At 36.4% G+C, this 23802-nt stretch carries 24 protein-coding genes; 14 read left to right on the top strand and 10 right to left on the bottom strand.

The genetic code is table 11. From position 1 onward, the window contains the following. Positions 1–3: 3 nt before the first annotated feature. From WC724_02595 to WC724_02550, 10 genes are all read left to right on the top strand, one after another. On the top strand, positions 4–2217 hold the full coding sequence (locus tag WC724_02595) for a hypothetical protein (protein MFA6077887.1): 2214 nt from the start codon (positions 4–6) through the stop codon (positions 2215–2217). Between the two features lie 3 nt (positions 2218–2220). Next, positions 2221–4641 carry a hypothetical protein gene (locus WC724_02590; GenBank protein ID MFA6077886.1) on the top strand — a complete coding sequence of 807 codons (2421 nt, stop codon included), beginning with the start codon at positions 2221–2223 and terminating at the stop codon, positions 4639–4641. A 15-nt stretch (positions 4642–4656) separates the two neighbouring features. Then, positions 4657–5391, top strand: a complete 735-nt coding sequence (locus WC724_02585; protein MFA6077885.1) for a hypothetical protein — start codon at positions 4657–4659, stop codon at positions 5389–5391. Between the two features lie 213 nt (positions 5392–5604). Continuing rightward, complete coding sequence (locus tag WC724_02580) at positions 5605–6027, top strand: PrgI family protein (protein ID MFA6077884.1); 423 nt, start codon at positions 5605–5607, stop codon at positions 6025–6027. A 98-nt stretch (positions 6028–6125) separates the two neighbouring features. Continuing rightward, complete coding sequence (locus WC724_02575) at positions 6126–6788, top strand: hypothetical protein (protein MFA6077883.1); 663 nt, start codon at positions 6126–6128, stop codon at positions 6786–6788. A 5-nt stretch (positions 6789–6793) separates the two neighbouring features. Next, positions 6794–8614, top strand: coding sequence for a DUF87 domain-containing protein (locus WC724_02570; protein MFA6077882.1), 1821 nt, complete (start codon positions 6794–6796; stop codon positions 8612–8614). A 21-nt stretch (positions 8615–8635) separates the two neighbouring features. Then, the gene (locus WC724_02565) at positions 8636–9055 is read left to right on the top strand and encodes a hypothetical protein (GenBank protein MFA6077881.1); all 420 of its coding nucleotides are present in this window, start codon (positions 8636–8638) and stop codon (positions 9053–9055) included. After that, positions 9045–10040, top strand: a complete 996-nt coding sequence (locus WC724_02560; protein MFA6077880.1) for a hypothetical protein — start codon at positions 9045–9047, stop codon at positions 10038–10040. Before WC724_02565 ends, WC724_02560 begins: the two co-directional genes overlap by 11 nt. A 1-nt stretch (position 10041) precedes the next feature. Beyond that, positions 10042–10956 carry a pilin gene (locus WC724_02555; GenBank protein ID MFA6077879.1) on the top strand — a complete coding sequence of 305 codons (915 nt, stop codon included), beginning with the start codon at positions 10042–10044 and terminating at the stop codon, positions 10954–10956. A gap of 8 nt (positions 10957–10964) precedes the next feature. Then, entirely contained in the window at positions 10965–12212 is a 1248-nt protein-coding gene (locus tag WC724_02550; GenBank protein MFA6077878.1) for a hypothetical protein, read from the top strand. Positions 12213–12218: 6 nt separating this feature from the next. Here WC724_02550 and WC724_02545 read toward each other — a convergent pair whose 3' ends face one another. From WC724_02545 to rpmH, 5 genes are read right to left on the bottom strand one after another with little or no spacing between them, the layout of a single operon-like run. Further along, positions 12219–12707: a R3H domain-containing nucleic acid-binding protein gene (locus WC724_02545; protein MFA6077877.1), complete on the bottom strand. Its 489-nt coding sequence runs from the start codon at positions 12705–12707 to the stop codon at positions 12219–12221. Position 12708: 1 nt separating this feature from the next. Beyond that, the gene (locus WC724_02540) at positions 12709–13449 is read right to left on the bottom strand and encodes a YidC/Oxa1 family membrane protein insertase (GenBank protein ID MFA6077876.1); all 741 of its coding nucleotides are present in this window, start codon (positions 13447–13449) and stop codon (positions 12709–12711) included. Between the two features lie 39 nt (positions 13450–13488). After that, on the bottom strand, positions 13489–13722 hold the full coding sequence (gene yidD / locus WC724_02535) for a membrane protein insertion efficiency factor YidD (GenBank protein MFA6077875.1): 234 nt from the start codon (positions 13720–13722) through the stop codon (positions 13489–13491). After that, complete coding sequence (gene rnpA / locus WC724_02530) at positions 13719–14066, bottom strand: ribonuclease P protein component (protein ID MFA6077874.1); 348 nt, start codon at positions 14064–14066, stop codon at positions 13719–13721. The genes yidD and rnpA overlap by 4 nt, the downstream gene beginning before the upstream one ends. Before the next feature lie 10 nt (positions 14067–14076). Next, entirely contained in the window at positions 14077–14211 is a 135-nt protein-coding gene (rpmH, locus tag WC724_02525) for a 50S ribosomal protein L34 (GenBank protein ID MFA6077873.1), read from the bottom strand. 150 nt (positions 14212–14361) lie between these two features. On the opposite strand from rpmH, the gene dnaA reads away from it, so the two are divergent. From dnaA to WC724_02510, 3 genes are all read left to right on the top strand, one after another. Further along, entirely contained in the window at positions 14362–15711 is a 1350-nt protein-coding gene (gene dnaA, locus WC724_02520) for a chromosomal replication initiator protein DnaA (GenBank protein ID MFA6077872.1), read from the top strand. Positions 15712–15943: 232 nt separating this feature from the next. Continuing rightward, on the top strand, positions 15944–17044 hold the full coding sequence (gene dnaN / locus WC724_02515; GenBank protein MFA6077871.1) for a DNA polymerase III subunit beta: 1101 nt from the start codon (positions 15944–15946) through the stop codon (positions 17042–17044). Positions 17045–17046: 2 nt separating this feature from the next. Then, the gene (locus WC724_02510) at positions 17047–17310 is read left to right on the top strand and encodes a hypothetical protein (GenBank protein ID MFA6077870.1); all 264 of its coding nucleotides are present in this window, start codon (positions 17047–17049) and stop codon (positions 17308–17310) included. Here WC724_02510 and WC724_02505 read toward each other — a convergent pair. Next, entirely contained in the window at positions 17307–19829 is a 2523-nt protein-coding gene (locus WC724_02505; protein ID MFA6077869.1) for a transglycosylase domain-containing protein, read from the bottom strand. The two genes, WC724_02510 and WC724_02505, sit on opposite strands and share 4 nt — an antisense overlap. A gap of 70 nt (positions 19830–19899) precedes the next feature. Between WC724_02505 and tyrS the strand changes: the two genes are divergently transcribed. After that, on the top strand, positions 19900–21099 hold the full coding sequence (gene tyrS / locus WC724_02500) for a tyrosine--tRNA ligase (protein ID MFA6077868.1): 1200 nt from the start codon (positions 19900–19902) through the stop codon (positions 21097–21099). Between the two features lie 34 nt (positions 21100–21133). On the opposite strand, the gene WC724_02495 is transcribed toward tyrS, so the two are convergent. The 4 genes from WC724_02495 to ruvB form a co-directional block, all read right to left on the bottom strand. Continuing rightward, the gene (locus tag WC724_02495) at positions 21134–21295 is read right to left on the bottom strand and encodes a hypothetical protein (GenBank protein ID MFA6077867.1); all 162 of its coding nucleotides are present in this window, start codon (positions 21293–21295) and stop codon (positions 21134–21136) included. Between the two features lie 170 nt (positions 21296–21465). After that, positions 21466–21942: a crossover junction endodeoxyribonuclease RuvC gene (ruvC, locus tag WC724_02490; protein ID MFA6077866.1), complete on the bottom strand. Its 477-nt coding sequence runs from the start codon at positions 21940–21942 to the stop codon at positions 21466–21468. A gap of 12 nt (positions 21943–21954) precedes the next feature. Then, positions 21955–22485 (bottom strand): YebC/PmpR family DNA-binding transcriptional regulator, encoded by a 531-nt coding sequence (locus tag WC724_02485; GenBank protein ID MFA6077865.1) that lies wholly within the window; start codon positions 22483–22485, stop codon positions 21955–21957. A gap of 76 nt (positions 22486–22561) precedes the next feature. Continuing rightward, complete coding sequence (gene ruvB / locus WC724_02480) at positions 22562–23617, bottom strand: Holliday junction branch migration DNA helicase RuvB (protein MFA6077864.1); 1056 nt, start codon at positions 23615–23617, stop codon at positions 22562–22564. Positions 23618–23802: the final 185 nt, after the last annotated feature.

The raw sequence follows: 23802 nt of genomic DNA, 5'->3' as shown, positions 1-23802 counted from the left end.
AATATGGTTAAAAAAACAATTTCAATATTTCTTATTTATTTGTTTGTTGTTTCTTCTTTCTTTTCAACTACAAACATAACTAGAGCGCAAACAAACGAATATTATAATCCAGCAACAGGCGAAAATGTTCGAACTTCGGATTACACAGATTCATACTACAACCCTGCAACCGGAGCTTATGTCCCTTCAACAGAGGCCTCTTCGGCTCAATCGTGTCCATCTGGTATTTACGATGAATCAAACAGTTGCGTTACGCTATCCACGGGAATAAAAACGGCTTCCTTAAACACAGCAAATGAAGCTCTTGCCAAAAACCTTGCCGATTCAGGGTGTAGCGCTGTCGGAGGAGCTGTAAGTAGTACTCTTTCCTCTCTTGGACAGCAACTTTTAAGTAGTGCAGGGATAAACGGCCTTGGAGCAAAAGCTTCTGGGTCTGTTAATGAAGCTTTGGGCGGTGGTGTCATTGGAAACACGGCAGGAAAAATAGCTGGCCAAGTTGGTACCGCACTAGAAAATAAAGCAAACGGTGTTATTAACGAAGCACTGAATAATATAAACGGTCAAATTGGAGGTGTTAATAGTGGTATTAACGGAGCAATTCAAAATGTTGTCGGTGGTGCTGACAAAATAGTAACTAGTGTTTTATCTAGCGACCTACTATCTGGGGTAGTAAATAATACTGGAAGCATGCTTGTTAATCTTGGAGCAGAAATTGGCTCTGGCTCTCTTGTTAGCCTTGGAAATACTTTGGGTGGAATGTCTGCAGGATACACTGCGGGAGAGCTGGGGAGCGTGTTCGGTGGAGCTGGGTCTGCTCTTCCTGGAGTAGGGAGTGTTCTTTCTTTGCTCGGCGGGGGTGGAACAGTGCCAACAGACCCACAAACAATCGTTAAACAAATAAACACTTTGCAACAAGATACATCTACTCTTAAAACAAAACAGACTTGTTTAGACAGAATAGCTTACACAAGCTCACGTATTACGATCGCCAAAATGCAAGAAAATGAAATGAAGTGGTTAAACACTGGGAATAATGGCAACCCTTTGTATCTAACAAACTTTAATGACTACCTTGCAAAACAAGCACAAAACCAAACAAGGATTTTTGTCTCTGATTTATCTAAAACTAATTCTCCTTATAGAGAAGAAAACATAAAAGCAGTTATCGCTTCACAACAATCAGAAACAGCTGCAGGCAGAATAGCGAAATACGAAGATCCGCTGGCAAAAGCTATTGGCGCAACAAATGCCACAAGATACCGAAATGGTGACACCTCGGTTTGTTCTTCTATTAAATGTTTTGTTTTGGCTTCTCAAAATAACGTTGCAGCAAACTACCTACGAGTAAGCGAAGATTTGGGTTCTTCTCTCTCAGAAGCCGAGGAAGCCGCAAAGATAGAGGCAAAAGACGGAGTCCCCCCAATAAAGGAGTGTTTGGATACAGGTGCTGATGTCGTCCCTGGTGCTTGTCGTAAGACCAAAATAACAACACCAGCCTCAACAATAGAGGAGAGGCTTCGCGCCGCAGCAACCGCTCCATCGAGAAACGTTTCAAACATAGACGCAAACTCAAACGAAGATGTTTCTCCACAAGACCGCGCGTTAGCACAGTCTTTAGCCGAAAGTTCTTTCTTTTCCTACACTGACGATAATCTTGCCAATAACCAAGCGAGTCGAACCCAAGAAATTAATTCAATCAACGACATTGTCGCTAGTATAGATAACACAACTAATGCTTTTGCGGGATACCTTGGTATACGTAATGAAACACTAAATGTTGTGCATGAAGCTGCTTCAACTACTAGCGCCTTAATATCCTTTAGCCCAGCAACTTATTGCCCAAGCACTTTGGATAGTCAATTGAGTTCACCTTCACTTTTTGCTCAACAAACATACTACAATGATTTAATAAGCAAACTAGAAAGAGAGATTGGTGCCATCTCTTTAAAAATAATTCCTTTCGCAGCACTAAAGGAAGCTATCACTTCTGGAAGAACTGATTTCCAGACAGCTTCATATTCACTCGTGGCAATTTCCGGCTCAGATGGAGTTCCAACTCCTGATATGGCCGAAACCGCGGCATCGCAGTTTTCTGAAATAAGAGCAATTAGAGATACCGCCTCGAGTGCTTTTAGTAATTGTCAGACAGAGCACCAGGCAATTTTAGAAAAAGAAAGATTAGAGAGAGAAGGAAGAAACCAAAACACATACTATTAAAAAATGAAATCTTTTTTTTCAAAAAAAATATTCTACTCCTCAGCAATATTATTTTTTGCTTTTTTGTTTTTTGTTTTACCACCATTGCTTGGAAATAATGTTGCGGAAGCGCAAAGCTGTGAAGCTCCTTATGTAGAAGACCCAAATGGGGGACCTTGTATTCTCCAGGAAGATATTCAAAACAGAGATAATCAAACAGACGCACTAAGCTCTTCGGCAAACCCAGAACAAGCTTGTGCTTATCTTAAAGACGGGAATTCAGGTGCATACTTAAATTGTATTCAAGTAGAAACTTCAAAAGCTTTACCCGCCTCGGCTTTTGACGGAACTGCTAATGAAAACGTAAAACTTGATTGTGGTACTTGGAGCGCTTTAGCTACAGGGAACGCTATGAGATGTACAACTGTATGGTTTGGAAACAGCGCCCTATGGCTCAGTAGTTGGTTTCTTGACCTTGCCAGCGTATTACTTAATCAATCAATTAAATTCAACCTAAACATGGCTGAATTTATACAGAAAACTCCTGGGATTAATCTTGCTTGGGGAACTATTCGCGATATGTCGAATATTATTTTTATTTTTGCTCTCCTTTGGATTTCAATACAAAACATTCTTCAAATAGGTGATGGTAAAAAATTAATTCCAAGCATTATAATCGCCGCTCTTTTAATAAACTTCAGCCTCTTTTTTACTAAAGTCATTATTGATACCTCAAACATTGTAGCTTTTCAATTTTATTCAGGAATTATAGACCCCTCTCAAACTGGAAACTTTTCCGCTGGGGGAATATCTGATAAGTTTTTCCAACTAACAAAAATACAATCGGTTTTTGCCTCCAACTCTGTTGATTTTTTCCAAATATTAACTATCTCGTTAATGGGTGTGATTTTTATTCTTATTACTGCTTTTTCTTTTCTTTCAGTTGCGTTTATCTTTTTGTCGCGCGCAATAATCCTCATCCTTCTTCTTCCTCTTTCACCATTTGCCTACGTAGCTGGTCTTATCCCAAAAACAGCCAAGTACTCCAAGATGTGGTGGGATCAACTCTGGGAGCAAGTTCTTGTGGCTCCAGTTTTCCTTATGTTTATGTGGATGATTCTAATAATTCTTGGTGGTGGAAATAACGGATTAAATAGCGCTTCCTCTGTAGCTACCACGGGAAGCATGAAATCTACCGTTGCAACCTACACAGAAAATACAAATCTAGCCGCTGCGTTAACCGCAAGCGGAGGTGTAAGTTCTACTGTTACGACATATACAGAAAATGTATCTGGTTCAAACATGGCGAGTGCGCTTACTTCCCCAGACGTAAATACCGTTGGTGTAATCTTTAGTTTTTTGATTGCGATAGGACTTTTGCTCGCAGCAGTTAAAACCACACGAGAGCTAAGCGGATCAGCGGGATCAAAAATTTCTGGGATGCTGTCTGTCGGGGCAGGAGCACTTGCTGGCGGAGCTGGCGGTTTGATAGCTAGGCGAACAGTTGGAGCAGGGGCCTCTTGGGTCGCCAACCAAGAATGGGCTAAGTCTGCGGCTTCAAATAATAGATTTGCTCGCCTAGCTCTACAAAGTACCGTAGGAGTAGCTAAGTCTAGTTTTGATGTTCGCGCCGCCGGTGAAACACCACTTATTGGAGGATTGGGTTCTAAACTTGCTGGGGCAACTGGCGCCAAGGTTGACCTAGGACAAAAACCAAAAGATCTTACGGATGGTTTCCGCGGAGACCTTGACCGTGCCGAAAAAGAACGCGGTAAAGAACGTGCTGATATCGCAAAGCTACTAGAAGCCAAAACAGTTAAGTTAACTGAGGAAGAAAAGGCGGTGGCTAAAAAAGCTGCAGATAAAAAGATTCTCGATAATGTTAAATTAACTGACGCAGAAAAAGCCGGCAAAAACGATAAGGAGCAACTTGCTCTAAGGCTGGAGAAATTTAAGCAAACCGACAAGTCTTCAATTATTGAGGGTGAAATTAAATCGTCGGAAGAGGCAAAGAATAGGGTGGTAACACAAGAACGCCAAAAATCATATTTTGAACAACTAAAAAATAAAAACTATATTGAAGGTGGGGAGATTATTCCACAGGCAATAAAATTTGGTAATGCCGGGGCAACCAAAAAAGCAGAGAAAGAAATCGGCTCAAAATATAAATCTGACCAAGAAATATCTAAACTTGAAGGAACGATAAAAAGTTTGATGGGGAGCAACCAATCTGTGAAAGAAGCCATTGATTCATTTACAAAAGAGTCAATAAATATACAAATGAAACTCGACGAACTCGGCGACCGTGGAGATAAGAATGATCGCGCAAAACTACTATTTGAAAGAGAAACAGCAAAAAATAACGCAAGAAATCTCCAAAGATTTGTAGAAAGTCTTGAAAGGATGAAAGCAAGAGAAGATAATAAAAAAACAGAGGGTAAGTAAAAAATTACTTTTAAGATGAACTACACAAACCAACAACTTGAACAAATGCTCGAGCATCTCCCAGACGATGTGAAAGATGTTCTTTTTGGTTTTGATACTGGTAAAAAAATTAGAGAAATTGGATCAAAATACTCTCTCCATATTGATAAGTTAACAATCTTGGTTGATGAAACAAACTTGGTTATGTTTGGCATAACAAACCCAAAAGATTTTTTGGGGGTAGTGGAGTCAAAGCTTGGTGTGACTCACGATATCGCCGGCTTAATTGTCCACGATATAAATGAGCAAATTTTTGGTTCAATTCGTGAATCGTTAAAAAAGGTACATGGCGAAACCGAGCTAGTTGAAGTAAAACATGATGCATACAGAGAAGATGTTCCACAAAATAATGTACTTGAGCAAACCGCACTAAACCCTGTTGATAAAACCATATTTAAAGAAAGTGGTGTTGAAATTGTAAGTGAAGACAAGCACATGGAAACCGAAGAAAACGAAAGTCTTATAAGAGAAAATGTACTAAATGACGTTGAAAATCCATTAATCACACCGGAAAGAGAACTTTCTTCAGGTAAAACTATTCCCCAAATTTCTTCACAAAAAGTTCTACCTGTTCTCGAGGAAAAAAATTCTACTGCAAAGGAAAGTGCTTCTACGCCAATTGATATAGTTGAACAAAAACTAACAGACTCTTTCGCTCTTCCTAAAAAAGAGACAAAGTACCAACTGGATCCATATCGAGAACAAATCTAATTCCAGAAACAATGATTCTGATAATCGTTGTTATGAAGTTTGGCTTCGTATTGCTTTCTTTTTCTTCAGCTCTAGTTTTTCTCCTTAAAAACATTACGCAACGCGACGGCGTGAGTATAGTAAAAAATCAGCAGATTTTTATACGTGTTTTTAAAGAGAAAAATAAAAACCTAAACAACTTTAAAACATCTAATAGTACGCTATACTAATTAAATGCAGTTTCATGTTCCGCAATTTATTGAAGTAGAGGATAAGATTTTTGGTCCATTTACTTTTAAACAATTTATTTACCTAGCTGGTGGAGCGGGAATGGCTTTTGTTGTGTATAAAATACTAGACAGCTTTCTTCCTTTAGTAATTACTCTATTTTTTGTGATTCCTATAGTAGCCCTCGCAGTTGCTTTTGCATTTTATAAAATAAATGACAAACCGTTCATTTACAGCGTTGAGGCAGCTTTTCGCTACTACCTCGGAGAAAAACTATATATTTGGAAAAAAGAAAATCGGCCAATGGAGATAACAAAAAAAGCAAAGAAGGGTGACACTGACAATTCTTTGGTTCCGCGCCTCTCTGATAGTAAACTAAAAGATCTCTCTTGGGGTCTTGATGTTTTAACCACGAGCAAAGAAGAATGATTTCACAAAAAGGAGTTTTTTCTCGTGAAAAAAAGAAGTAAAGAGCCTTGTGAACATACATTTTAGTGTCTATTTGCTATACTAACCACAAATAACCAATGGCTATTCAATCTAAAGCAGCTCAAGATTTTGTTCCTATTAAAGAAGTACGCGATGGCGTTGTTGTTTTAAAAGACGGCTCTTTGAGGGCGCTAATCATGACTTCTTCTTTAAATCTCGCTTTAAAATCAGAAGACGAGCAGACTGCTACTATTTTACAATTCCAAGGTTTTTTAAACTCATTGGATTTCTCAATTCAAATATTCATTCAATCTCGCAAGCTAGACATAAAGCCATACATAACAATGCTTGAAGACAGAATGAAAGAACAATTAGAAGATCTTCTTAAAATACAGACTCGAGAATATATTGATTTTATAAAAAACCTTGCTGAAACAAGAAACATTATGACTAAAAACTTTTTTATAGTGGTTCCTTATAGCGCCCCATCTATTGGAGGGAAGGGTAGTAGTGGTTTTTCACTTCCTCCGATTCCAGGAATGACGGGAAATAAAGAACCAACCGCGGAGTCCCGTATCGCTGAAACAGAACTTTTTGAAGAAAGTCGTTCACAGCTTGACCAGCGTGTCTCAGTGGTTGCTCAGGGGCTATCTCGTTTTGGAGTTAGAGCTGTCCAGCTTGGAACCGAAGAGGTTATCGAGGTTTTTTATAAAATTTTTAATCCAGGAGAGACAGAAAAAGCTATCAAGCTCAATCAATAAATACCATGGGAATATTTGATTTCATAACAGGAAATGAAAAAAAAGAGGAGGAAATTACCCCGATTCTTCCACAAGAAATCTATCAAGCAGCAACACTTGAGCTTCGTGATATTATCGCCCCTTCGGCTTTAAAAATTGAGCCTAGGGCTCTAAACCTCGGCGACAAAATAGCGCGTACTTTTTTTGTTATTTCTTATCCGAGAGTTTTAGCTGACAACTGGTTTTCTCCAATCATAAACCTAGATAAGGTTTTTGATGTTTCAATTTTTATACACCCAATAGAAACAGCCAAGATTCTTCATACTTTCCAGAAAAAAGTTGCTGAGGTTCAAAGCCAAATACATATGCGCGAAGAGAAAGGTATGGTTCGCGACCCTATGCTTGATACTGCATACCAAGACCTAGAATCTCTTCGCGACTCTCTTCAGCAAGCCCAAGAAAAAATATTTGATGTCGGTCTATATCTAACGATATACGGAACAACCGAGGCAGAACTTGATAAAATAGAGTCCGAAATAAAATCAATCCTTGAATCTAAGATGGTTTATGTTAAACCAGCTCTTTTCCAACAAGAACAAGGATTTAAAAGTGTTATTCCAATAGCGTCAGATGAGCTAGGTGTCCATTCTAAATTAAACTCTTCTCCACTATCTTCTCTTTTCCCATTTGTTTCTTTTGACCTCACTTCTGATCGCGGAATTTTATATGGAATAAATAGACACAATTCAAGTCTTGTTCTTTTTGATCGTTATTCACTTGAAAACTACAACTCAATTATTTTTGCTAAGGCTGGTTCTGGAAAATCTTACACTACCAAGCTTGAAATAATCCGCACGCTTATGTTTGATACGGAGGTTATCGTTATCGACCCAGAGCGTGAATATGAATATTTGGCTGAAGCGACAGGTGGACGTTATTTTAATATTTCTCTTACTTCAGACCACCACATAAACCCGTTTGATCTTCCAGTTCCTCGCGAAGATGAGTCAGCTGCTGATGTTTTGCGTTCAAATATCGTAAATCTCGTCGGATTGTTTCGTATTATGCTCGGAGGTCTTTCTCCGGGAGAAGATTCCCTTATCGACCGCGCAATTACGGAAACTTATAACCTCAAAGACATTACCGCTGATTCAGACTTTTCTGCGATCGAACCACCACTACTTTCAGACTTCGAAATGGTCCTTTCTGGAATGGACGGTAGCGCAGATCTTCTTCAAAAGTTATCTAAATACACAAAAGGAACTTGGTCTGGTTTCATAAACAAACCAACCAATGTTGATATCAACAAAAAATTCGTTGTTTTTTCTGTGCGTGACATGGAGGATGAGTTGAAACCTGTTGCAATGTACATTGTTACTCACTATATCTGGAATGCTGTTCGTAAAAATCTTAAAAAACGCCTCCTTGTAGTTGACGAAGCTTGGTGGATGATGAAATCAGAAGATACAGCTTCTTTTCTTTTCAGTATCGCTAAGCGTGGCCGTAAATATTACTTGGGACTTGCAACAATTACTCAAGATGTCGGCGACTTTCTTAATTCTCCATATGGCCTTCCTATTATTACAAACTCGTCAATACAAATTCTTTTAAAACAGTCTCCTTCTTCTATTGATATGGTTCAAAAAACTTTCAACTTAACAGACGAGGAAAAATATCTTCTTCTTGAATCGGGAGTTGGAGAGGGAATCTTCTTTGCCGGCCTTAAGCACGTGGCTTTAAAAATTGTTGCTTCGTACACCGAAGACCAGATAATAACTTCGGACCCATCGCAAGTTCTAGCAATCAAAAAAGCCAAAAATGACTTAGCTACAGCCGAATCTGAGTAATAAGCCAATTTATACAAACAGGTGAATAAAGAAAAAAAACTAGAAAATAAACAAAACGTTGAGCTATTGAGAGAGGGGAGCTTAACAAAAAGTAGAAAGTTAACTGGCTTTGGTTTTATGCTTATGCTTGGTTTTGCTTTAATCAAAGATCTTTTAGATTTACTTAATCTCACCATGATTCTCTCGGCTATGTCTGTTTTCTTTACATTTTTTTTTAACATAACACTCTTTTTTTATTTATTTATGAACGGCATTAGTTTTACTGGTAGATATGCTGGAAGGAAGTTGGCTGTTCTCGCAGGACAGTTTATAATAGAGGTAATCCCTTTCGTTAATATTATTCCGGCAACAGCTTTAAGTCTTGTTGTTTTGCGCACCATAGAAAACCACATCTTTTTGAAAAAAATAGTTACGAAAGTAGAAGAATTAAATGTTATTTAACAAAAAAATTATTTTTAAGAATTTACTTTTGTTAAGTTTTTTAATATTTCCTTTAGTAACGTTTAGCCAGTCCTCCTCTCTTTTGATTCAAATCTCACCAGAGATCCCAGAGCCACAAGACGTGGTAACAGCCTCAGTTTCAAGCTCTTCCTTTAATCTAGACCTCGCAAACATAACCTGGTCTTTAGGCGGTAAAAAAATTTCTTCAAATGTTGGTCAAAAATCTGTTTCTTTTAAGGTCGGGGAAGTTGGTGAACCAATATCAATAAAAGCTAGTGCTACGTTAGGAAATACCTCCGCACAAGGAACTTTGGTAGTAAACCCATCAGAAATCAACCTACTTTGGCAGGCAACGGATGTTTACACTCCACCTTTTTACAAAGGGAAAGCTCTCCCAACATCGGAATCATCAATAAAAATAACAGCTATTCCTAATATTTGGAAAAGTAATGGTGGTACATATAAAACAAGTGAGCTTTCTTACAAATGGCGCCGTGATTCTGAAGTTTTAGGTTCACTTTCCGGCAGGGGTGTTTCCACGCTTTTTTTAAAAAATGATTACCTTAAAAAAAGCGAGCAAATAGGAGTCGAGGCAAGAAATACTTCCGATTTTAAAGTTGGGAGAGAAGAAGTTGTAATTCAAATAGTAGAGCCTAAAATTTTATTTTATGAAAAGAATCCTATTTTAGGTATTTTATATGGAAAAGCACTTTCAGGTTCACTTCCTCTCTCAAACGAAGAACTTTCCATAGCAGCTGAGCCATATTTTTTCTCTCCAAACAACAAAACAAGTAGTAAAATAAAATACAGCTGGTCACTTAACGGTAATCCAGTAAAAGCAGAGAACTTAAATCCCGGGGTTCTTATTGTAAGACAGCAATCTGGCACAAGTGGGTCTGCAGACATCTCTCTTCTAGTAACAAATCCTTCTAAAATAATGCTCTCGGCGGTCGGCAATATTATGTTAAACTTTAAAGGACGTTAGTATGAAAAAATTCTTTTTACTTCTCTCTATCCTTCCGTTTTTTATTTTTTGTGGGGTTGCTTCCGCGCAAGAATACACATTACTCGAACCGGGAGTTTATAATGACCAATTTGCTGTAATTAATAGCGAAACATCCTTTTCTGATTACCTTAATCTTATTTTTAAAATTGGCATTGGTATTGCAGCTGGCCTTGCTGTAATCCAAATAGTTATCGGAGGAATTCAATATATGGCAAGCGAATCTCCTTTTAAAATAGGGGACGCCAAATCTAAAATTGAGGGAGCAATCTTGGGGCTTATCCTTGCTCTCGGTATCTATATTTTCCTATATACAATAAATCCTGATTTAGTAAGCCTTAATCTAAATATCGCCAAAACAGCGCCGTCAATGACTGGCACTACTCCTAGCGTATCTTCTGGTGCTGGCACTCGTAGTACTACCGGTGTCATAGGAGGCGACCCAACAGTTACACAAGCAATCAAAGATAGAATCGCCGCAATCCTAAAAGACGAACAAAGAGTTAGAGATAGATTAAAAACTCTTAACGTTGGAATAAATGCGAGCCCTTGTACTGTTTATGGCCAAAAAAGCTGTACAAATGTCGGACTGCTCCCTGATTCCACAATTGCTTTTTTAGGAACACTTAAAAAAGCTTGTGGTTCTGATTGTGTTGTTGTTGTAAGTGGTGGAACAGAGTTTTGGAGACATGCAACACACGCGGAAAACCGCCCGATAGTCGATATTGGTAAAAATAGCTCTGGTCCGAAAATAACTGAGTATATAATTAAAACTGGCCTAGCGAGCGGAACAAGAACAAACCCAAATAATTGTTCGTCAATTGGTCAAACCTGTATTTTTGGTGGTGCTCGTTTTTACAACGAAAACTCTGAGCACTGGCACGTAACAACACCATAAATAAACACATGTCCACAAAAACCACACTAGCAATCATCCTTTCTCTTGTTTTAGTTGCCTTTGCTGGCACAGGTTGGTTCTTCTTGAATAGAAGTGGTTCAAACATTTTGGGTACAAGCGATAATGGTTCTAGTTTTTCTCCGTTTGGTATTTTTGATAATAGAGAAAAAGGTAGTGGTACAAATGATGGTGTATCAAACAATGGAGAGGGGACACAAACAGGAGAGGCAAATACTAATCAATTAAAAAAACAGAAACTTTTAAAATTATCGCCTCGTCCGACTGCTGGTTTTATTGTCTTTGAGAGAGCAAGTTCAACAATTGTCCGTTATGTAGAAAAAGAGAACGGTCACGTTCAAGAAATAAACACTTCCTCCCTCGAAAGTAAGCGTTTAACCAATACAACTATTCCAAAAATACACGAGGCTATTTTTTCCGACAAAGGAGAAAGTGTTTTACTCCGCTATCTAAAAGAAGAAGATAATATTATTCAAACATATTCAGCAAAAATACAAACAAGCGCAACAACTTCTGATGAGGGTATTCTTGTTGGCTCTTTTATCGATGAAAACATAAACCAAATAGCTGTTTCTCCAGATAAATTAAAAATATTTACATTAATCAATTATGGTAACTCTTCTGTTGGAAGCATCTCTTTCTTTGATGGGTCAAAAAAGTCACAAATCTTTCAGTCTACTTTCACAGAGTGGCTTCCTCAATGGGTAGAAGGTGATGTTATTTTCCTTAACACAAAACCTTCTTCTTCTGTCTTTGGTTTCAATTACTCTATTACAGTAAAAAACCCTGCTTTAATAAAAGTTATTGGTAAAAAATACGGGCTCACCACCTTACTTTCCCCGGATGGAAATCGTGCTGTTTTTTCAGAAAATAACGAAGGTGGGTTATCTTTATCTGTTTTTAACAAAAAAACAAAAACTACCTATTCTCTTGGCTTAGCAACCCTCTCTGAAAAATGTGTTTGGTCTTCAAATAACATAAGCACTTATTGTGCTGTTCCAGAAACTACACCAAGAGTACCTGGTGGCTACCCTGATTCGTGGTACCAAGGATTGATCAGTTTTTCTGATACCGTTTGGAAAATTGATACTGAGTCTGGTGCAACAGACCAACTAGCAAACCTGCGAGAAATTTCAAGAGAACAAATAGATGTTACCTCACCACAAATAAATCAAAATGGGGATAAATTTGTTTTTATAAACAAAACAGATAACTCTCTTTGGCTTTTGTCTCTCTAGTATTTATTAAAGAGAGGCGAGACTGGATGGTTCTGTGTATTTAACAACAACTCTTCGTTCACTACCAACACCAATAGATTCTGTTTTGATATCTGGTAACGTTTTTAGAAAGGTATGAACAACCATTCGTTCATAAGACGACATTGGCTCAAGCTCAACACTTGATTTAAAAAAGCGCGCTCTTTCCACCATCATTTTTGCTTTATTTTTTAAATCATCAATTTTTCTTTGTTGGTATCCGTTTACATCAACAATAAAAGAGAGTTGTTCGTCTGATTTTGTCTTACTTAAACTTTGGTCAACCATTCTTTTGATGAGGTGATTTAAAGAGAGGAGGGAAGTACCATCTTTACCAACAAGAAAATCAACATCATTTGTTTTAATTGAAAAAATATAAGAACCATCATCTTCCTTTTTTATTTCAACTTCCTCAAAAGTAGTCGTGAGTTTTTTAAGGGTTTCCTCTATTATTTTTTTTATTTCTTCTGTATTCATTTTATGCTGAAATTTGTGGATTTTTCACATCGTACTTTTCCATTCCTTTTCTTATAACAATTTCTTGTCCAATAGAAAAGAGGTTGCTTACAACCCAATAAAGAGCAACTGCTGCTGGAAATCTTGTTGCGATAACAAGAATAACAACTGGTAAAACGTATTTCATTTGCATATGCATATTTCTAGCCAAATCCTCCTGAAAAGTGGGGGCTTCTTTTCCTTCCTTTTTATGTGGGGCTGGTAAAAGTGCGGCTAGAAAATATTGTGAGACTGCTGCAAGAAAGGCTAAAAGGTAGCTTGGTGTATGTGTATCAATTATTCCCAAAAACAAAGAATTAACTATCTGAGGAAAAACAACGAATGAATAAAGGGAGTCTTCATCTAAGACTATTCCTGTCGCCAAAACATTATAAAGTCCGATTGCTATAAAAACCTGAATAATCGCAATCAAACAGCTGGAAAATGGATTAACATTGTGCTTTTTATAAAGCTCCATCGTTTGGCGCGCTTGTTCCTCTTTACTTTTCCCTTTTTCTTTTATTAAAGCGAGTTCTGGTTCTAATTTTCTCATTAAAACCTGTGTTCTGATAGATTTCTTTGTTAAAGGGAAGAGAACGAGCTTAACAAGCAACGTTAACAGGATGATTGCAACCGCAACATTTCCACCGGGAATACTGTTGATTAAAAAAACAAGGCCGTTATATAACGGTTGATGAATTAAAACTTCCCAAAGGTAAGCCATTTCTCTATTCTACGACCAATGGCTCCTTTTTAGCAACATCTACGGAACAAGATCTATTCTGGGTTCTGCTCCAGGATGACAACGTATTATTCTCTTTAAAAACAGCTTGGTTCCCAAAAATGAACCATGTTTTTCAATAGCCTGAACACAATACTCTGAACAAGTTGGGTAAAAACCACATGTTGGGGTTTTTATGAAATAAGAAGGAATTCCTTTGTCTGGAGATAAATATTTTTGATACTTTCTAATAATAAAAATTATTATTTTTTTCATAAAATACCTGCTTTTTTCATTAATTCATTTATATTTTTTTCTAATGTAGAAAAATCTGCATTTATTACCTCTTTTTTTACAAAAACCAAGCAAATATAGCCGTTTTTTATGTTTGGTAAGGATTTTTTAATCGCTTCATAGACACGACGGCGTGTTTTGTTTCTTAAAACTGCTGTTTTCGCTACTTTTTTTGAGACAACACAAGAGAATAGTGTTTTTTCTGCTGTTTTTGCCCCAGGAACAATTTTGATTGAAAAAAACGGAGATACGTAGCTTTTTGTGGAAATAGCTGAAAAGGCCGAGTTAAACTCTTTTGTTTTCACCCTCCTTTTTTTTGCGAGCATTTTTTTGTTCTTAAACCGAAAGCTTTTTTCTTCCTTTTGCTGCTCTTCGCTTAATTACCTTCTTTCCTCCTTTTGTTGCTTTCCTAACCAAAAAACCGTGAGCTTTGGCTCTTTTTTTCTTTTTTGGCTGATATGTTTGGGACATGAATTATTAGAGATTATTACTAAAGACAAAACAAATGTGTTCTAGTTTTAGAATCACCACCTTGTTAACACTTTATTAACATAAAAACGTTTTTTTGTCACGTTCCCTTTTTGGTTTTACCCATTATAATATCCGAACAAACAACTCTTTATGCTCGACTTAAAAAATCTTTGGACAAACACACTTCTTGAAGTAGAGCTTCATGTTTCAAAAGCAAATTTTAGTACATGGTTTAAAAACACCGACATTGTAAAAGAAGAGGGGGGTATTATCTTTGTTGGAGTTCCTAATGAATTTGTTAAAGATTGGATATTTAACAAATATCATAAATTTATTCTTCAAAAGATGCGCGACACATCAGAGTATGTTCGTGGTCTTGAATATGTTGTTGTTAAAAACCTAAATGAGAAACCAAAACAAGTAACCAGTGATTTTTCAAAATCTCCTTTATTACGTGAACTTCCCTTAGCAGATCTGTATATAAACAAAGACGATAATCTAAATCCTCGCTACACCTTTGATTCGTTTGTTATTGGTTCTTTTAATGAACTTGCATACAGTGCCGCTCAAGCGGTACTTGAAAAACCAGGAACAGCTTACAATCCTCTTTTTATTTACGGAAGAACAGGTCTTGGAAAAACCCACCTTATTCAAGCAGTAGGGAATACTTTAAAAACAAAACATAACGGGAGAAAAGTTTTTTACACCACATCAGAGAAGTTTTCTGTTGACTTTGTTACCTCGATGCAGGCAAACAAAGTACCAGCTTTTAAAGAGAAGTATCGAAAATACGATATGTTGATTGTTGATGATGTGCAATTTCTTTCAAACAAAGAAAAAACCCAAGAGGAGTTGTTTCACCTTTTTAATGCTTTTTACGATAACAACAAACAAATTATTTTTTCTTCAGACGTTCACCCTAATTTTATTCCAAACTTAGAAGAAAGATTAAAGTCTAGGTTTGGTGCTGGTATGACAGTTGATGTTAGTCAACCAGAGTACGAGTCTCGTCTCTCTATTTTATCCGCAAAAGCAAAAGAAAATAACTTCTTCCCTCCAGAAGAGGTGATGCAGTACGTTGCTTCGATAATCCAAGGAAACATTAGAGAATTGGAGGGAGCTTTAAATCTTGTTATTTGTCACACAAAGCTTAAAAACAAAGATCTTTCTTTGTTTGATATAAAAAACCTTTTAAAAAACAACATTAAACCAAAGAAAAATATGGCGGTAAAAGATGTTGTTAAAATAATCGCTGACTTTTACCATATTGACGAAAGTAGTGTGTATGAAAAAACAAGAAGGAAGGATGTTGTTAAACCAAGACAAGTAGCTATGTATATTTTAAGAGAGGAGTTTGATATTTCTTACCCTTCTATTGGACAAAAGATGGGTGGCCGTGACCATACAACAGTTATTCACTCTTGTGAAAAAATTAAAAAAGAAATTAAAACGGACAATTCTTTATTACAAGAATTAGAACAAATTAAGGCTTTGTTTTAATTTATATCTTGTGGATAAAGTGTTATTGAAATAAAAACATGAAGTTAATAAAAACTACTAAATATAGTGTTTTAATAAAAAATCAAATTTTTGTTTTTTATTATCAGTTGTTTATTAACACTTTAGTTGATAAAAAAAATATTATTAAAAGGTTAATAAATAATACTTTTTTACTTTTATCCACATATCAACAGTCTCATAATAATAATCATAACTCTTATATATAAATACTATGAAGATAGAATGCTTAGTAGAAAAAATTAAAGACAGTGTTTCTATAACTGAGAGAGCTACTGGTAAAAACTTAACATTAAATGTTTTAAGTTGTGTCCTTTTGATTGCTAGTGGAAAAACATTAAAAATAAGAGCAACAAATTTAGATCTTGGAGTAGAAATTGAAATTCCAGCAAAAATAGAAAAAGAAGGAATAGTGGCTATTAAAGGAAGTACTTTAAATAATTTTCTCTCTGGAATACAAAATGAAAAAAATGTTGTTTTAGAAGTAGTTAATGAGAATATTTTAGTTACAACAAAAAATAATAAAACAATTATAAAATGTTACCCATATAACGACTTTCCAACAATTCCAACTATCTCAACGAACACATCTTTTGAAATAGAAGCAAAAACTTTTAATAACGGAGTAAAATCAGTTTTTTATAGTGCTGCTGTAACAGAGATAAAACCAGAAATAGCTAGTGTTTATTTTTATCAAAACAATAACGAATTAGTTTTTGTCGCCACAGACTCTTTTCGTTTAGCAGAAAAAAGAATAAAAACAAAAACAATTAATGATTTTAATGGAATTATTATACCTTTTAAAAATATTACCGAGATTGTAAAAATTACAGAGAATATAGATGGTTTAATAACAATAAAAACAACTAAAAACCAATTATCAATATCTTTTAATGGAGTTTATATAACCTCAAGATTAATAGATGGTGTTTTTCCTGACTATCAACAAATAATACCAAAAGAGAAAAAAACAGAAGTTGTTGTTTTAAAACAAGATCTTATTAATGCTTTTAAATTAAGCAACACCTTTCTTGATAAATTTAATCAAGTTTCGTTTTTTGTATCACCAAAAACAAAACAAGTAAAAATAAAAACAAAAAATCAGGATGTTGGGGAAACAGATACAAATATTGAAGCGGCGATATCAGGAGAGGAGGTTGAGGTTAATTTTAACTACAGATATATTTTTGACTGTTTCCAATCAATCACACAAGATAGTCTAATTCTACAATTTAATGGTAATTCAAAACCATTAATCATAAAAAACGTTTCTGATAATTCGTTTCTTTATCTTGTAATGCCAATGAATAGATAAGTATGGATTTAAACAACATTGGGTCTCTTTTTGATAAAATTAAAAAAATAATTTTAGAAAAAGATGTTATTTTATCAATAATATCTGAGACAGTTAAAAAAGAGACTAATATTGAAATAGATAAAAAAAATATAAAAATAAACAAAAAAGTAGCATCACTACAGTGTTCACCAAAAGAAAAAAGCTATATTTATATTAAAAAATCAGAAATTATAAAAGCAATAAATAAAGAAGCCGGTAAAGAGTTAATTATAGATTTAAACTAAAAATCAAAAGAAATTGATTGAGATAAAGAAGTCTTGTTAAAAACAGAATCATACACAACAACCCTAAAAGTATTATAGTCAGAGTTTAAATCATCATTTTTTACAGTAAAGGAAAAACCAAAAACATCAGAAGAACTACCAAGAAAGGTGTTGTTCAAAAAATAATCAATCCTAGAGATATTGTAACGAGAAGAAATATTAAGTTCTGGTTTTATCTTTTCACCAATTTTATAAACTTTCGAAGTAGAAGGCTCTGTTATTCTAACAACCGGAATATTTTTTTGAGTATGAACATCATCATATTCTTTTGGTATAGAACTTTCTTCGTAACCAATAACTAAACTAGGGTTGTTTGCTCCCCATTGCAAAACTGCTGCTTCCCATAACCTAAATTGAGGATCGTTTGAAGGATTTTCTGGTTGGGGTCCAAATGGGTCGTTTTTTGAAACCCAGTAAAGAATACTGTGGAGATTTTTAATAACACGTTCCTCTTTTGTTTCATTTGGTGTGTATTCTGTTGCTAGTTTTCCTGAAATTTTATCAACTGTAAAAGTTTTTCCACCCTGCCACACTCCTCGGAGAATTGGTTTTAGTGATGGATCGATTGGTTTTGGTTTTTCAAATTGTTCTGGTGTTGAGGTTGATAGGGCATACATCATAAATTCGTGCCACATCGGCGCAACAATAAAACCAGCAATCTTTTTTTGCATAGGGCTATTGTCGTTGTTTCCAGCCCAAGCTCCAACTGAAATGGATGGAGTATACCCAAGTATCCAAGCATCACGATAATCGTTTGTAGTACCTGTTTTGGATGCTACATCGCCGTGACCTTCAACATACAAAGCAGAGTGTTCTCCAAACTCAGGAGCTCGAGCTTTGTTGTCAGAAAGTATATCTGATATTTGAAGAGCAATATCTTTTGGTATCACAACACTTCCGTTTTCCTTAAATTCTTCAAGAATTTTTCCATCACCATCTTCGACACGAAGAATACTTTGATAAGGGTTACGGACTCCTCCGTTTGCAAACACAGAGTAACCACTAGTCATATCAAGAAGGGAAACTTCACCACCTCCCAAAACAAGAGTAAGACCATACCGACTAGAGTCATTTACCAAACTTTTTATTCCCATTACTCTTGCTGTGTTAATAGAGTCTTGAATACCAGCAAGATAAAGAGCCTTAATGGCGGGTATGTTTCTTGATTGTGCGAGGGCGTTTCTAATAGACATTGGACCAAAGTATTTACCATCAAAATTTTCTGGCTGGTAACAATCCTCAGCTTTTGCTCCGGGAAGAGGTTTTCCATCTGCGGTACAAGTTGTTTGGAACTCAGTTTTAACGTCAAAAAGCACTGTATCAGGGGTGTACCCTTTCATAAATGTGGTTGCGTAAACGAATGGTTTAAAAGATGAACCAGGTTGTCTGTTTGCGAGGGCGACATTAAAGTTCCCATCAATTTTTTTATCAAAGTAATCACGAGAACCAACCATTACAAGAATCTGTCCTGTTTTAGGGTCAATAGCTACCAAACTAGCATTTGTTGCGTTAAACTTTACTTCATTTTCCAAAGCGGTTCGCTTAACAATTTCTTCAGCTTTAGTTTGTAGGTCGTAATCTAGTGTTGTTGTAATTTTTAAACCACCAGATTCTAATGCGTCGAGGCCATATTTTTGTTCTAGGTATTCTCTAACAAAGAAAACAAAGTGCATTGCTTTTGCATTATTGGTCGTGTTTGGAAGAAAAACAACCACCTCATTTTTTGCTGTTTCGTATTCATCTTGTTTAATGAACCCTAAATCAACCATTCTTTTCAAGACATAGTTTTTTCTAATCTCTAATTTCTCTTTGTTATTTCCGTAAGGAGAATAAAAGGTTGGTGCTTGTGGTAGGGCGGCGAGATAGGCAGATTGTCCCAAGGTTAAATCCTTTGCGCTTACACCAAAAAAAAGTTTACTTGCTTCTTCGATGCCGTAAATATTTCCTCCATAAGGAGCTTCGTTTAGATAAAGAGAAAGAATCTCTTCTTTGGTTGTGGTTTTTTCTAGTTTTAACGACAAGACCCACTCCTTTAGTTTACGAGAGATACTTTTGTCTTTGGTTAAAATAGCGTTTTTTACAACCTGTTGGGTTATGGTTGAACCGCCTTGAGAATAACCACCAGAAAAAATGTTTACTAAGACAGCGCGAAGAATAGCGGAAGGTTTAATTCCTTGATGTTGATAAAACTCAGAATCCTCAATCGCAACAGTCGCGTTTTTGGCATAAACACTAATATCGCTCCACGGAACAACCGTGCGACGGACCCCTTGATGAACATCGTAAAGTAGTATTTTACCGGTGCGGTCGTATATTTTTGTAGAACTCGAAACCTTCCTTTCGTCAAAAGAATTAAAGTCCGGAAGACGTAAATTCGAAAGCCACAAAAAAACAAAACCACCAGCAATAAAAGAAATGATAAAGAAGGTTCTTAAGGGGTGTTTACGCACTGTTTTGTGGGCAATATGGAGTCTTTTCATAAAATTAAGCATACCACGCGAAATCCTTTACCGTAAGACAAATAAAGGCTTTTGTGATAAAGTTTGAGACATGAAAGTTAGTACTGACGAGCAGAAAATTAAACATTTACTTACCCACTCAGTTGAAGAAGTTTTTGTTAGAGAATCGTTGGAAAAGAAGCTTCGCTCAGGGAAACAACTTCGTGTTAAATTAGGGTTTGATCCAACCTCGCCTTTTTTACATATTGGGAGAGCAATTGTTTTATGGAAGCTTCGTGAATTTCAAGAACTTGGACACAAGGTTGTTTTTATTGTTGGCGACACCACGGCTTTAATCGGCGACCCTTCGGATAAACTTGAAAAAAGGCCAATGCTCACAACTAAAAAAATAAAAGATAATTTAAAAAATTACAGAGCTCAAGTCGGAAAAATTTTAGACTTAAAAAAAGCGGAATTCCACTTTAATTCTAAGTGGTTAAAAAAGCTGAACTTCAATGAGATTATTGAACTAGCAGAGTGTTTTTCTTTGCAACAAATGTCGCATCGCAGAAATTTTGCAGATCGTATTGAAAAAGGGGAAGAGATTTCTTTGCGGGAATTACTCTACCCACTTATGCAGGGCTATGACTCCGTTGCCGTAAAAGCTGATGTAGAAATAGGTGGATTTGACCAACTATTTAATCTAAAAGCCGGAAGAATAATTCAAAAACATTATGGACAAACAGAACAAGACATAATTAACTGCCAAATGCTTGAGGGTACAGACGGAAGAAAAATGTCTTCTTCTTGGGGAAATGTGATTAATCTCTTGGATGAACCGACCGACATGTATGGCAAGGTTATGGCAGTAAGGGATGATTTGATTGTTAAATATTTTACTCTTTGCACTAGGCTTTCAGATGAAGAAATAAACAACATCAAAAAAACAGTAGAAGAAGGAGGAAACCCACGTGATGCCAAGATGCGTTTAGGTAAAGAAATAGTTTCTCTTTATCATGGTGAGAAAAAAGCAAAAGAAGCAGAAGAAAACTTCATTAAAACTTTTCAAAAAGGAGGCGTTTCTGAAGACGCGACCGTTGTTACTATAAAAAAAGAAGAATTATTGGTTGATGTATTGCTTAAAGAAAAAATAATTTCTTCAAAAAACGAATGGAGGAGACTTGTAGAAGAAAACGCAATATTTAACATGGATACGAATGAAAAAATAACAGACCAGTATTTTAAGGTTGTTAATCCTATAACGCTTCGAGTCGGTAAAAGAAGGTTTGTAAAAATAAATACTAAAAAGTAAAAAAGCGGGACACATTGTCCCGCTTTTTTACTTTTTACCAAACCCCCTCCTCTTCGTCGTCGGTTGCTGCGACACCAAGGTCATCAACATCTAAATCATCCGGAAGACCATCTTCGCTTAAAAGGTCATCTCCCAAAAGACCATCGACTGCTTCATCAGACAAAACGTCTGGTGTTTCTTTCATATCATCTTCCATAAAACAAAAATAAGATTTAATTTATAAAAAACACACGTTTTCAGAGATAATTTAGGTGTCACACAGACTCCATTTTCTTCTCTCTGGACTAACATATTTTCAATTTAAAACCCTAACTCCCACTGTTGTATCAAAAACAAAAAAAAGTGCAAACTTTTTAGTGGATAAGACTAGTTTCTAAGGTAAGCAAAGCAGGTTAATCCTATTGCTACAGCATCCATTTCGTCGTCAGATTTTATCTTTTTTTGTATTTTTATTAACTTCTGAACCATAGAGTCAACTTGAGATTTCGTCGCTTTTCCATAGCCGGTTACCGCTACTTTTATTTGAAGAGGGGTGTATTCGTGGACGGGAAGACCTCCACGTGTTCCTTCGTAGACAATAACGCCACGAGCCTGTGAAACTACCATCGCCGTTTTTTGGTTGGTTGCAAAAAATAATGACTCGATTGCAAGAGCGTTTGGTTCGTATTCCGTTACGATTTCGTTTATATGCGAACCAATTAAATTGAGACGTTCAGGAAGAGATAAGGAAGATTTTGTTTTAAAACATTCCGAGAAAATAAGTACTTCTTTCCCTCCACGCTCTTTTTCTAAAATAGCGATACCAACTCTTTCTAGTCCAGGATCAACAGCAAGTATGCGCATTTTAATTTTATTTTAGTTTCCGTTCGTGTAAACATCTTGAACATCTTCTCTTTCTTCTAGTTCTTCGATCAATAAAGAAAGTTTCCCGCCGTCTTCATCAGACAAAGGAACAGTTACTTGTGGAATCCACTCGCCATTTTCTTTGGCAAAAGCCCAGGCAGCAGCTCCTTGTGAAGCGAGGGCAGATCCATGCAAAGAAAGAAGGTGTTTAATTTCAGCAGCGCTTCTATTTTTACTGTCAGTTAGTCCTTCGATTAAAATTGCAGAACCACCAGGGCCATATGCTTCGTACATTACCTCAAATAATTCACCCATATCGGCGCTTGTTCCTTTTTTAACAGCGCGCTCAATAGTGTCTTTTGGCATGTTTTCTTTTTTTGCTTTTTCAATCATCACCCTAAGACCAGGAGAGCTTGCATCACCTTTAACACGTTTAGATTCTTGGGAAATAGCACGAGCAAGTTTTGCAAAAACCTTACTACGCTTAGCATCTTCGCTTCCTTTCTGTCTTTTTATTTGGGACCACTTTGAATGACCGGACATTTTAATTAAGGGTTAGTTTATATAGCTTTCAGCTTATAACAAGAAGAAGAAAGTACAAAATTAGTATTTTGTTAGATTAAATAAGTTTTTCTTGCCTATCAACCGGTAGCTCAAAATCTAAATGTAGATATGCGCTAGGAGTAGCGATGCGACCACGAGCAGTGCGTTCAAGTAATCCAAGCTGAATCAAATATGGCTCGATAACCTCTTCAATTGTTGCCTCCTCCTCTCCTGTTGCTGCGGCAATTGTACCGAGGCCAACTGGTCCACCGCGGAATTTATCAATAATCACAGAAAGGATTCTCCTGTCTGAAGGGGAAAGTCCAAGTTCATCAACTCCCAAAAGTTCTAATGCTCGTTCTACTATCTCTCCAGATAAAGATTCTTTGTGAACTTGAGCGAAATCTCGACACCTCTTTAAAAGATAATTAGCCATGCGTGGTGTGAATCTGCTTCTTTTAGCGATTGCTTGAGAAGCTTCCTGTACGAGATTAGTTCCCAAAATTTTTGCTGACCGGTCAATTATTTTTTTAATTTCGTCTTCGCTGTAAAACTCGAGACGGAATGTTCCACCAGAAAAACGAGAGCGTAGTGGTGCAGATAGAAGTGCGATACGAGTAGTTGCCGCAACTAAAGTGAAAGCTGGTAGTTCGAGTTGAATAGTTCTCGCAGATGGCCCTTTGCCAATAATGATATCAAGAGAACCGGATTCCATTGCAGGATAAAGAACTTCCTCAATGGTTTTGTTTAGTCGATGAACTTCATCAATAAAAAGAATATCGCCCGGAAGAAGGTTTGTAAGAATAGAAGCAAGGTCCCCAACTTTTTCAATTGCTGGACCAGAGGTAACTTTAATTTGAGCGCCAGTTTCTTTGGCTATCAAATAAGCTAAGGTTGTTTTTCCGAGGCCTGGAGGACCATAAAAAAGAAGGTGCTCTGGTGGATGATTTCGCTCTTTTGCAGCGGTAAGAAGTATTCGCAGATTCTCTTTTATGTTTTGTTGCCCAATATATTCATCCCAATGAGATGGTCTGAGGGTTTGATCAAGAAAAGAATCATCTTTTTTGTTTTCGTCAGTACTCCCTTTAAGTTCAGGGGAGGTTTCATTGTTGGGGTTTATTCCTCTTGACATATTTTAATAACTATGATAGGTTGATGGAACGTTAGCTAATTATAGCACTTTTCTAGACGAGGGCAGAAATCTCTAAGTAATGAGACCTAGTGTCTTGCCGGAGGGGTTTGGAGGACGTTTTTGGTTGCACGCTTGCGTGTTTGCTGAGACTATCCTTGCAGATACTCTCTCCCTTTCCACTCTTT

This window comes from Candidatus Paceibacterota bacterium, assembly GCA_041661305.1.
Classification (GTDB): domain Bacteria; phylum Patescibacteriota; class Minisyncoccia; order Phycocordibacterales; family VMEP01; genus VMEP01.
Note: the sequence above shows the minus strand (reverse complement) of the source record. Positions and strands in the feature narration are given on the sequence as shown.

Bases quoted from the DNA above. Each gene is read 5' to 3' on its own strand.
- WC724_02580 (MFA6077884.1), top strand. From the start codon at position 5,605: ATGCAGTTTCATGTTCCGCAATTTATTGAAGTAGAGGATAAGATTTTT.
- WC724_02495 (MFA6077867.1), bottom strand. From the start codon at position 21,295: ATGGAAGATGATATGAAAGAAACACCAGACGTTTTGTCTGATGAAGCA.
- WC724_02550 (MFA6077878.1), top strand. From the start codon at position 10,965: ATGTCCACAAAAACCACACTAGCAATCATCCTTTCTCTTGTTTTAGTT.
- rpmH (MFA6077873.1), bottom strand. From the start codon at position 14,211: ATGTCCCAAACATATCAGCCAAAAAAGAAAAAAAGAGCCAAAGCTCAC.
- WC724_02560 (MFA6077880.1), top strand. From the start codon at position 9,045: ATGTTATTTAACAAAAAAATTATTTTTAAGAATTTACTTTTGTTAAGT.
- dnaN (MFA6077871.1), top strand. From the start codon at position 15,944: ATGAAGATAGAATGCTTAGTAGAAAAAATTAAAGACAGTGTTTCTATA.
- ruvB (MFA6077864.1), bottom strand. From the start codon at position 23,617: ATGTCAAGAGGAATAAACCCCAACAATGAAACCTCCCCTGAACTTAAA.
- WC724_02505 (MFA6077869.1), bottom strand. From the start codon at position 19,829: ATGAAAAGACTCCATATTGCCCACAAAACAGTGCGTAAACACCCCTTA.
- WC724_02590 (MFA6077886.1), top strand. From the start codon at position 2,221: ATGAAATCTTTTTTTTCAAAAAAAATATTCTACTCCTCAGCAATATTA.
- WC724_02510 (MFA6077870.1), top strand. From the start codon at position 17,047: ATGGATTTAAACAACATTGGGTCTCTTTTTGATAAAATTAAAAAAATA.
- yidD (MFA6077875.1), bottom strand. From the start codon at position 13,722: ATGAAAAAAATAATAATTTTTATTATTAGAAAGTATCAAAAATATTTA.
- WC724_02595 (MFA6077887.1), top strand. From the start codon at position 4: ATGGTTAAAAAAACAATTTCAATATTTCTTATTTATTTGTTTGTTGTT.
- WC724_02570 (MFA6077882.1), top strand. From the start codon at position 6,794: ATGGGAATATTTGATTTCATAACAGGAAATGAAAAAAAAGAGGAGGAA.
- WC724_02575 (MFA6077883.1), top strand. From the start codon at position 6,126: ATGGCTATTCAATCTAAAGCAGCTCAAGATTTTGTTCCTATTAAAGAA.
- rnpA (MFA6077874.1), bottom strand. From the start codon at position 14,066: ATGCTCGCAAAAAAAAGGAGGGTGAAAACAAAAGAGTTTAACTCGGCC.
- ruvC (MFA6077866.1), bottom strand. From the start codon at position 21,942: ATGCGCATACTTGCTGTTGATCCTGGACTAGAAAGAGTTGGTATCGCT.
- WC724_02540 (MFA6077876.1), bottom strand. From the start codon at position 13,449: ATGGCTTACCTTTGGGAAGTTTTAATTCATCAACCGTTATATAACGGC.
- WC724_02555 (MFA6077879.1), top strand. From the start codon at position 10,042: ATGAAAAAATTCTTTTTACTTCTCTCTATCCTTCCGTTTTTTATTTTT.
- WC724_02485 (MFA6077865.1), bottom strand. From the start codon at position 22,485: ATGTCCGGTCATTCAAAGTGGTCCCAAATAAAAAGACAGAAAGGAAGC.
- WC724_02585 (MFA6077885.1), top strand. From the start codon at position 4,657: ATGAACTACACAAACCAACAACTTGAACAAATGCTCGAGCATCTCCCA.
- dnaA (MFA6077872.1), top strand. From the start codon at position 14,362: ATGCTCGACTTAAAAAATCTTTGGACAAACACACTTCTTGAAGTAGAG.
- tyrS (MFA6077868.1), top strand. From the start codon at position 19,900: ATGAAAGTTAGTACTGACGAGCAGAAAATTAAACATTTACTTACCCAC.
- WC724_02545 (MFA6077877.1), bottom strand. From the start codon at position 12,707: ATGAATACAGAAGAAATAAAAAAAATAATAGAGGAAACCCTTAAAAAA.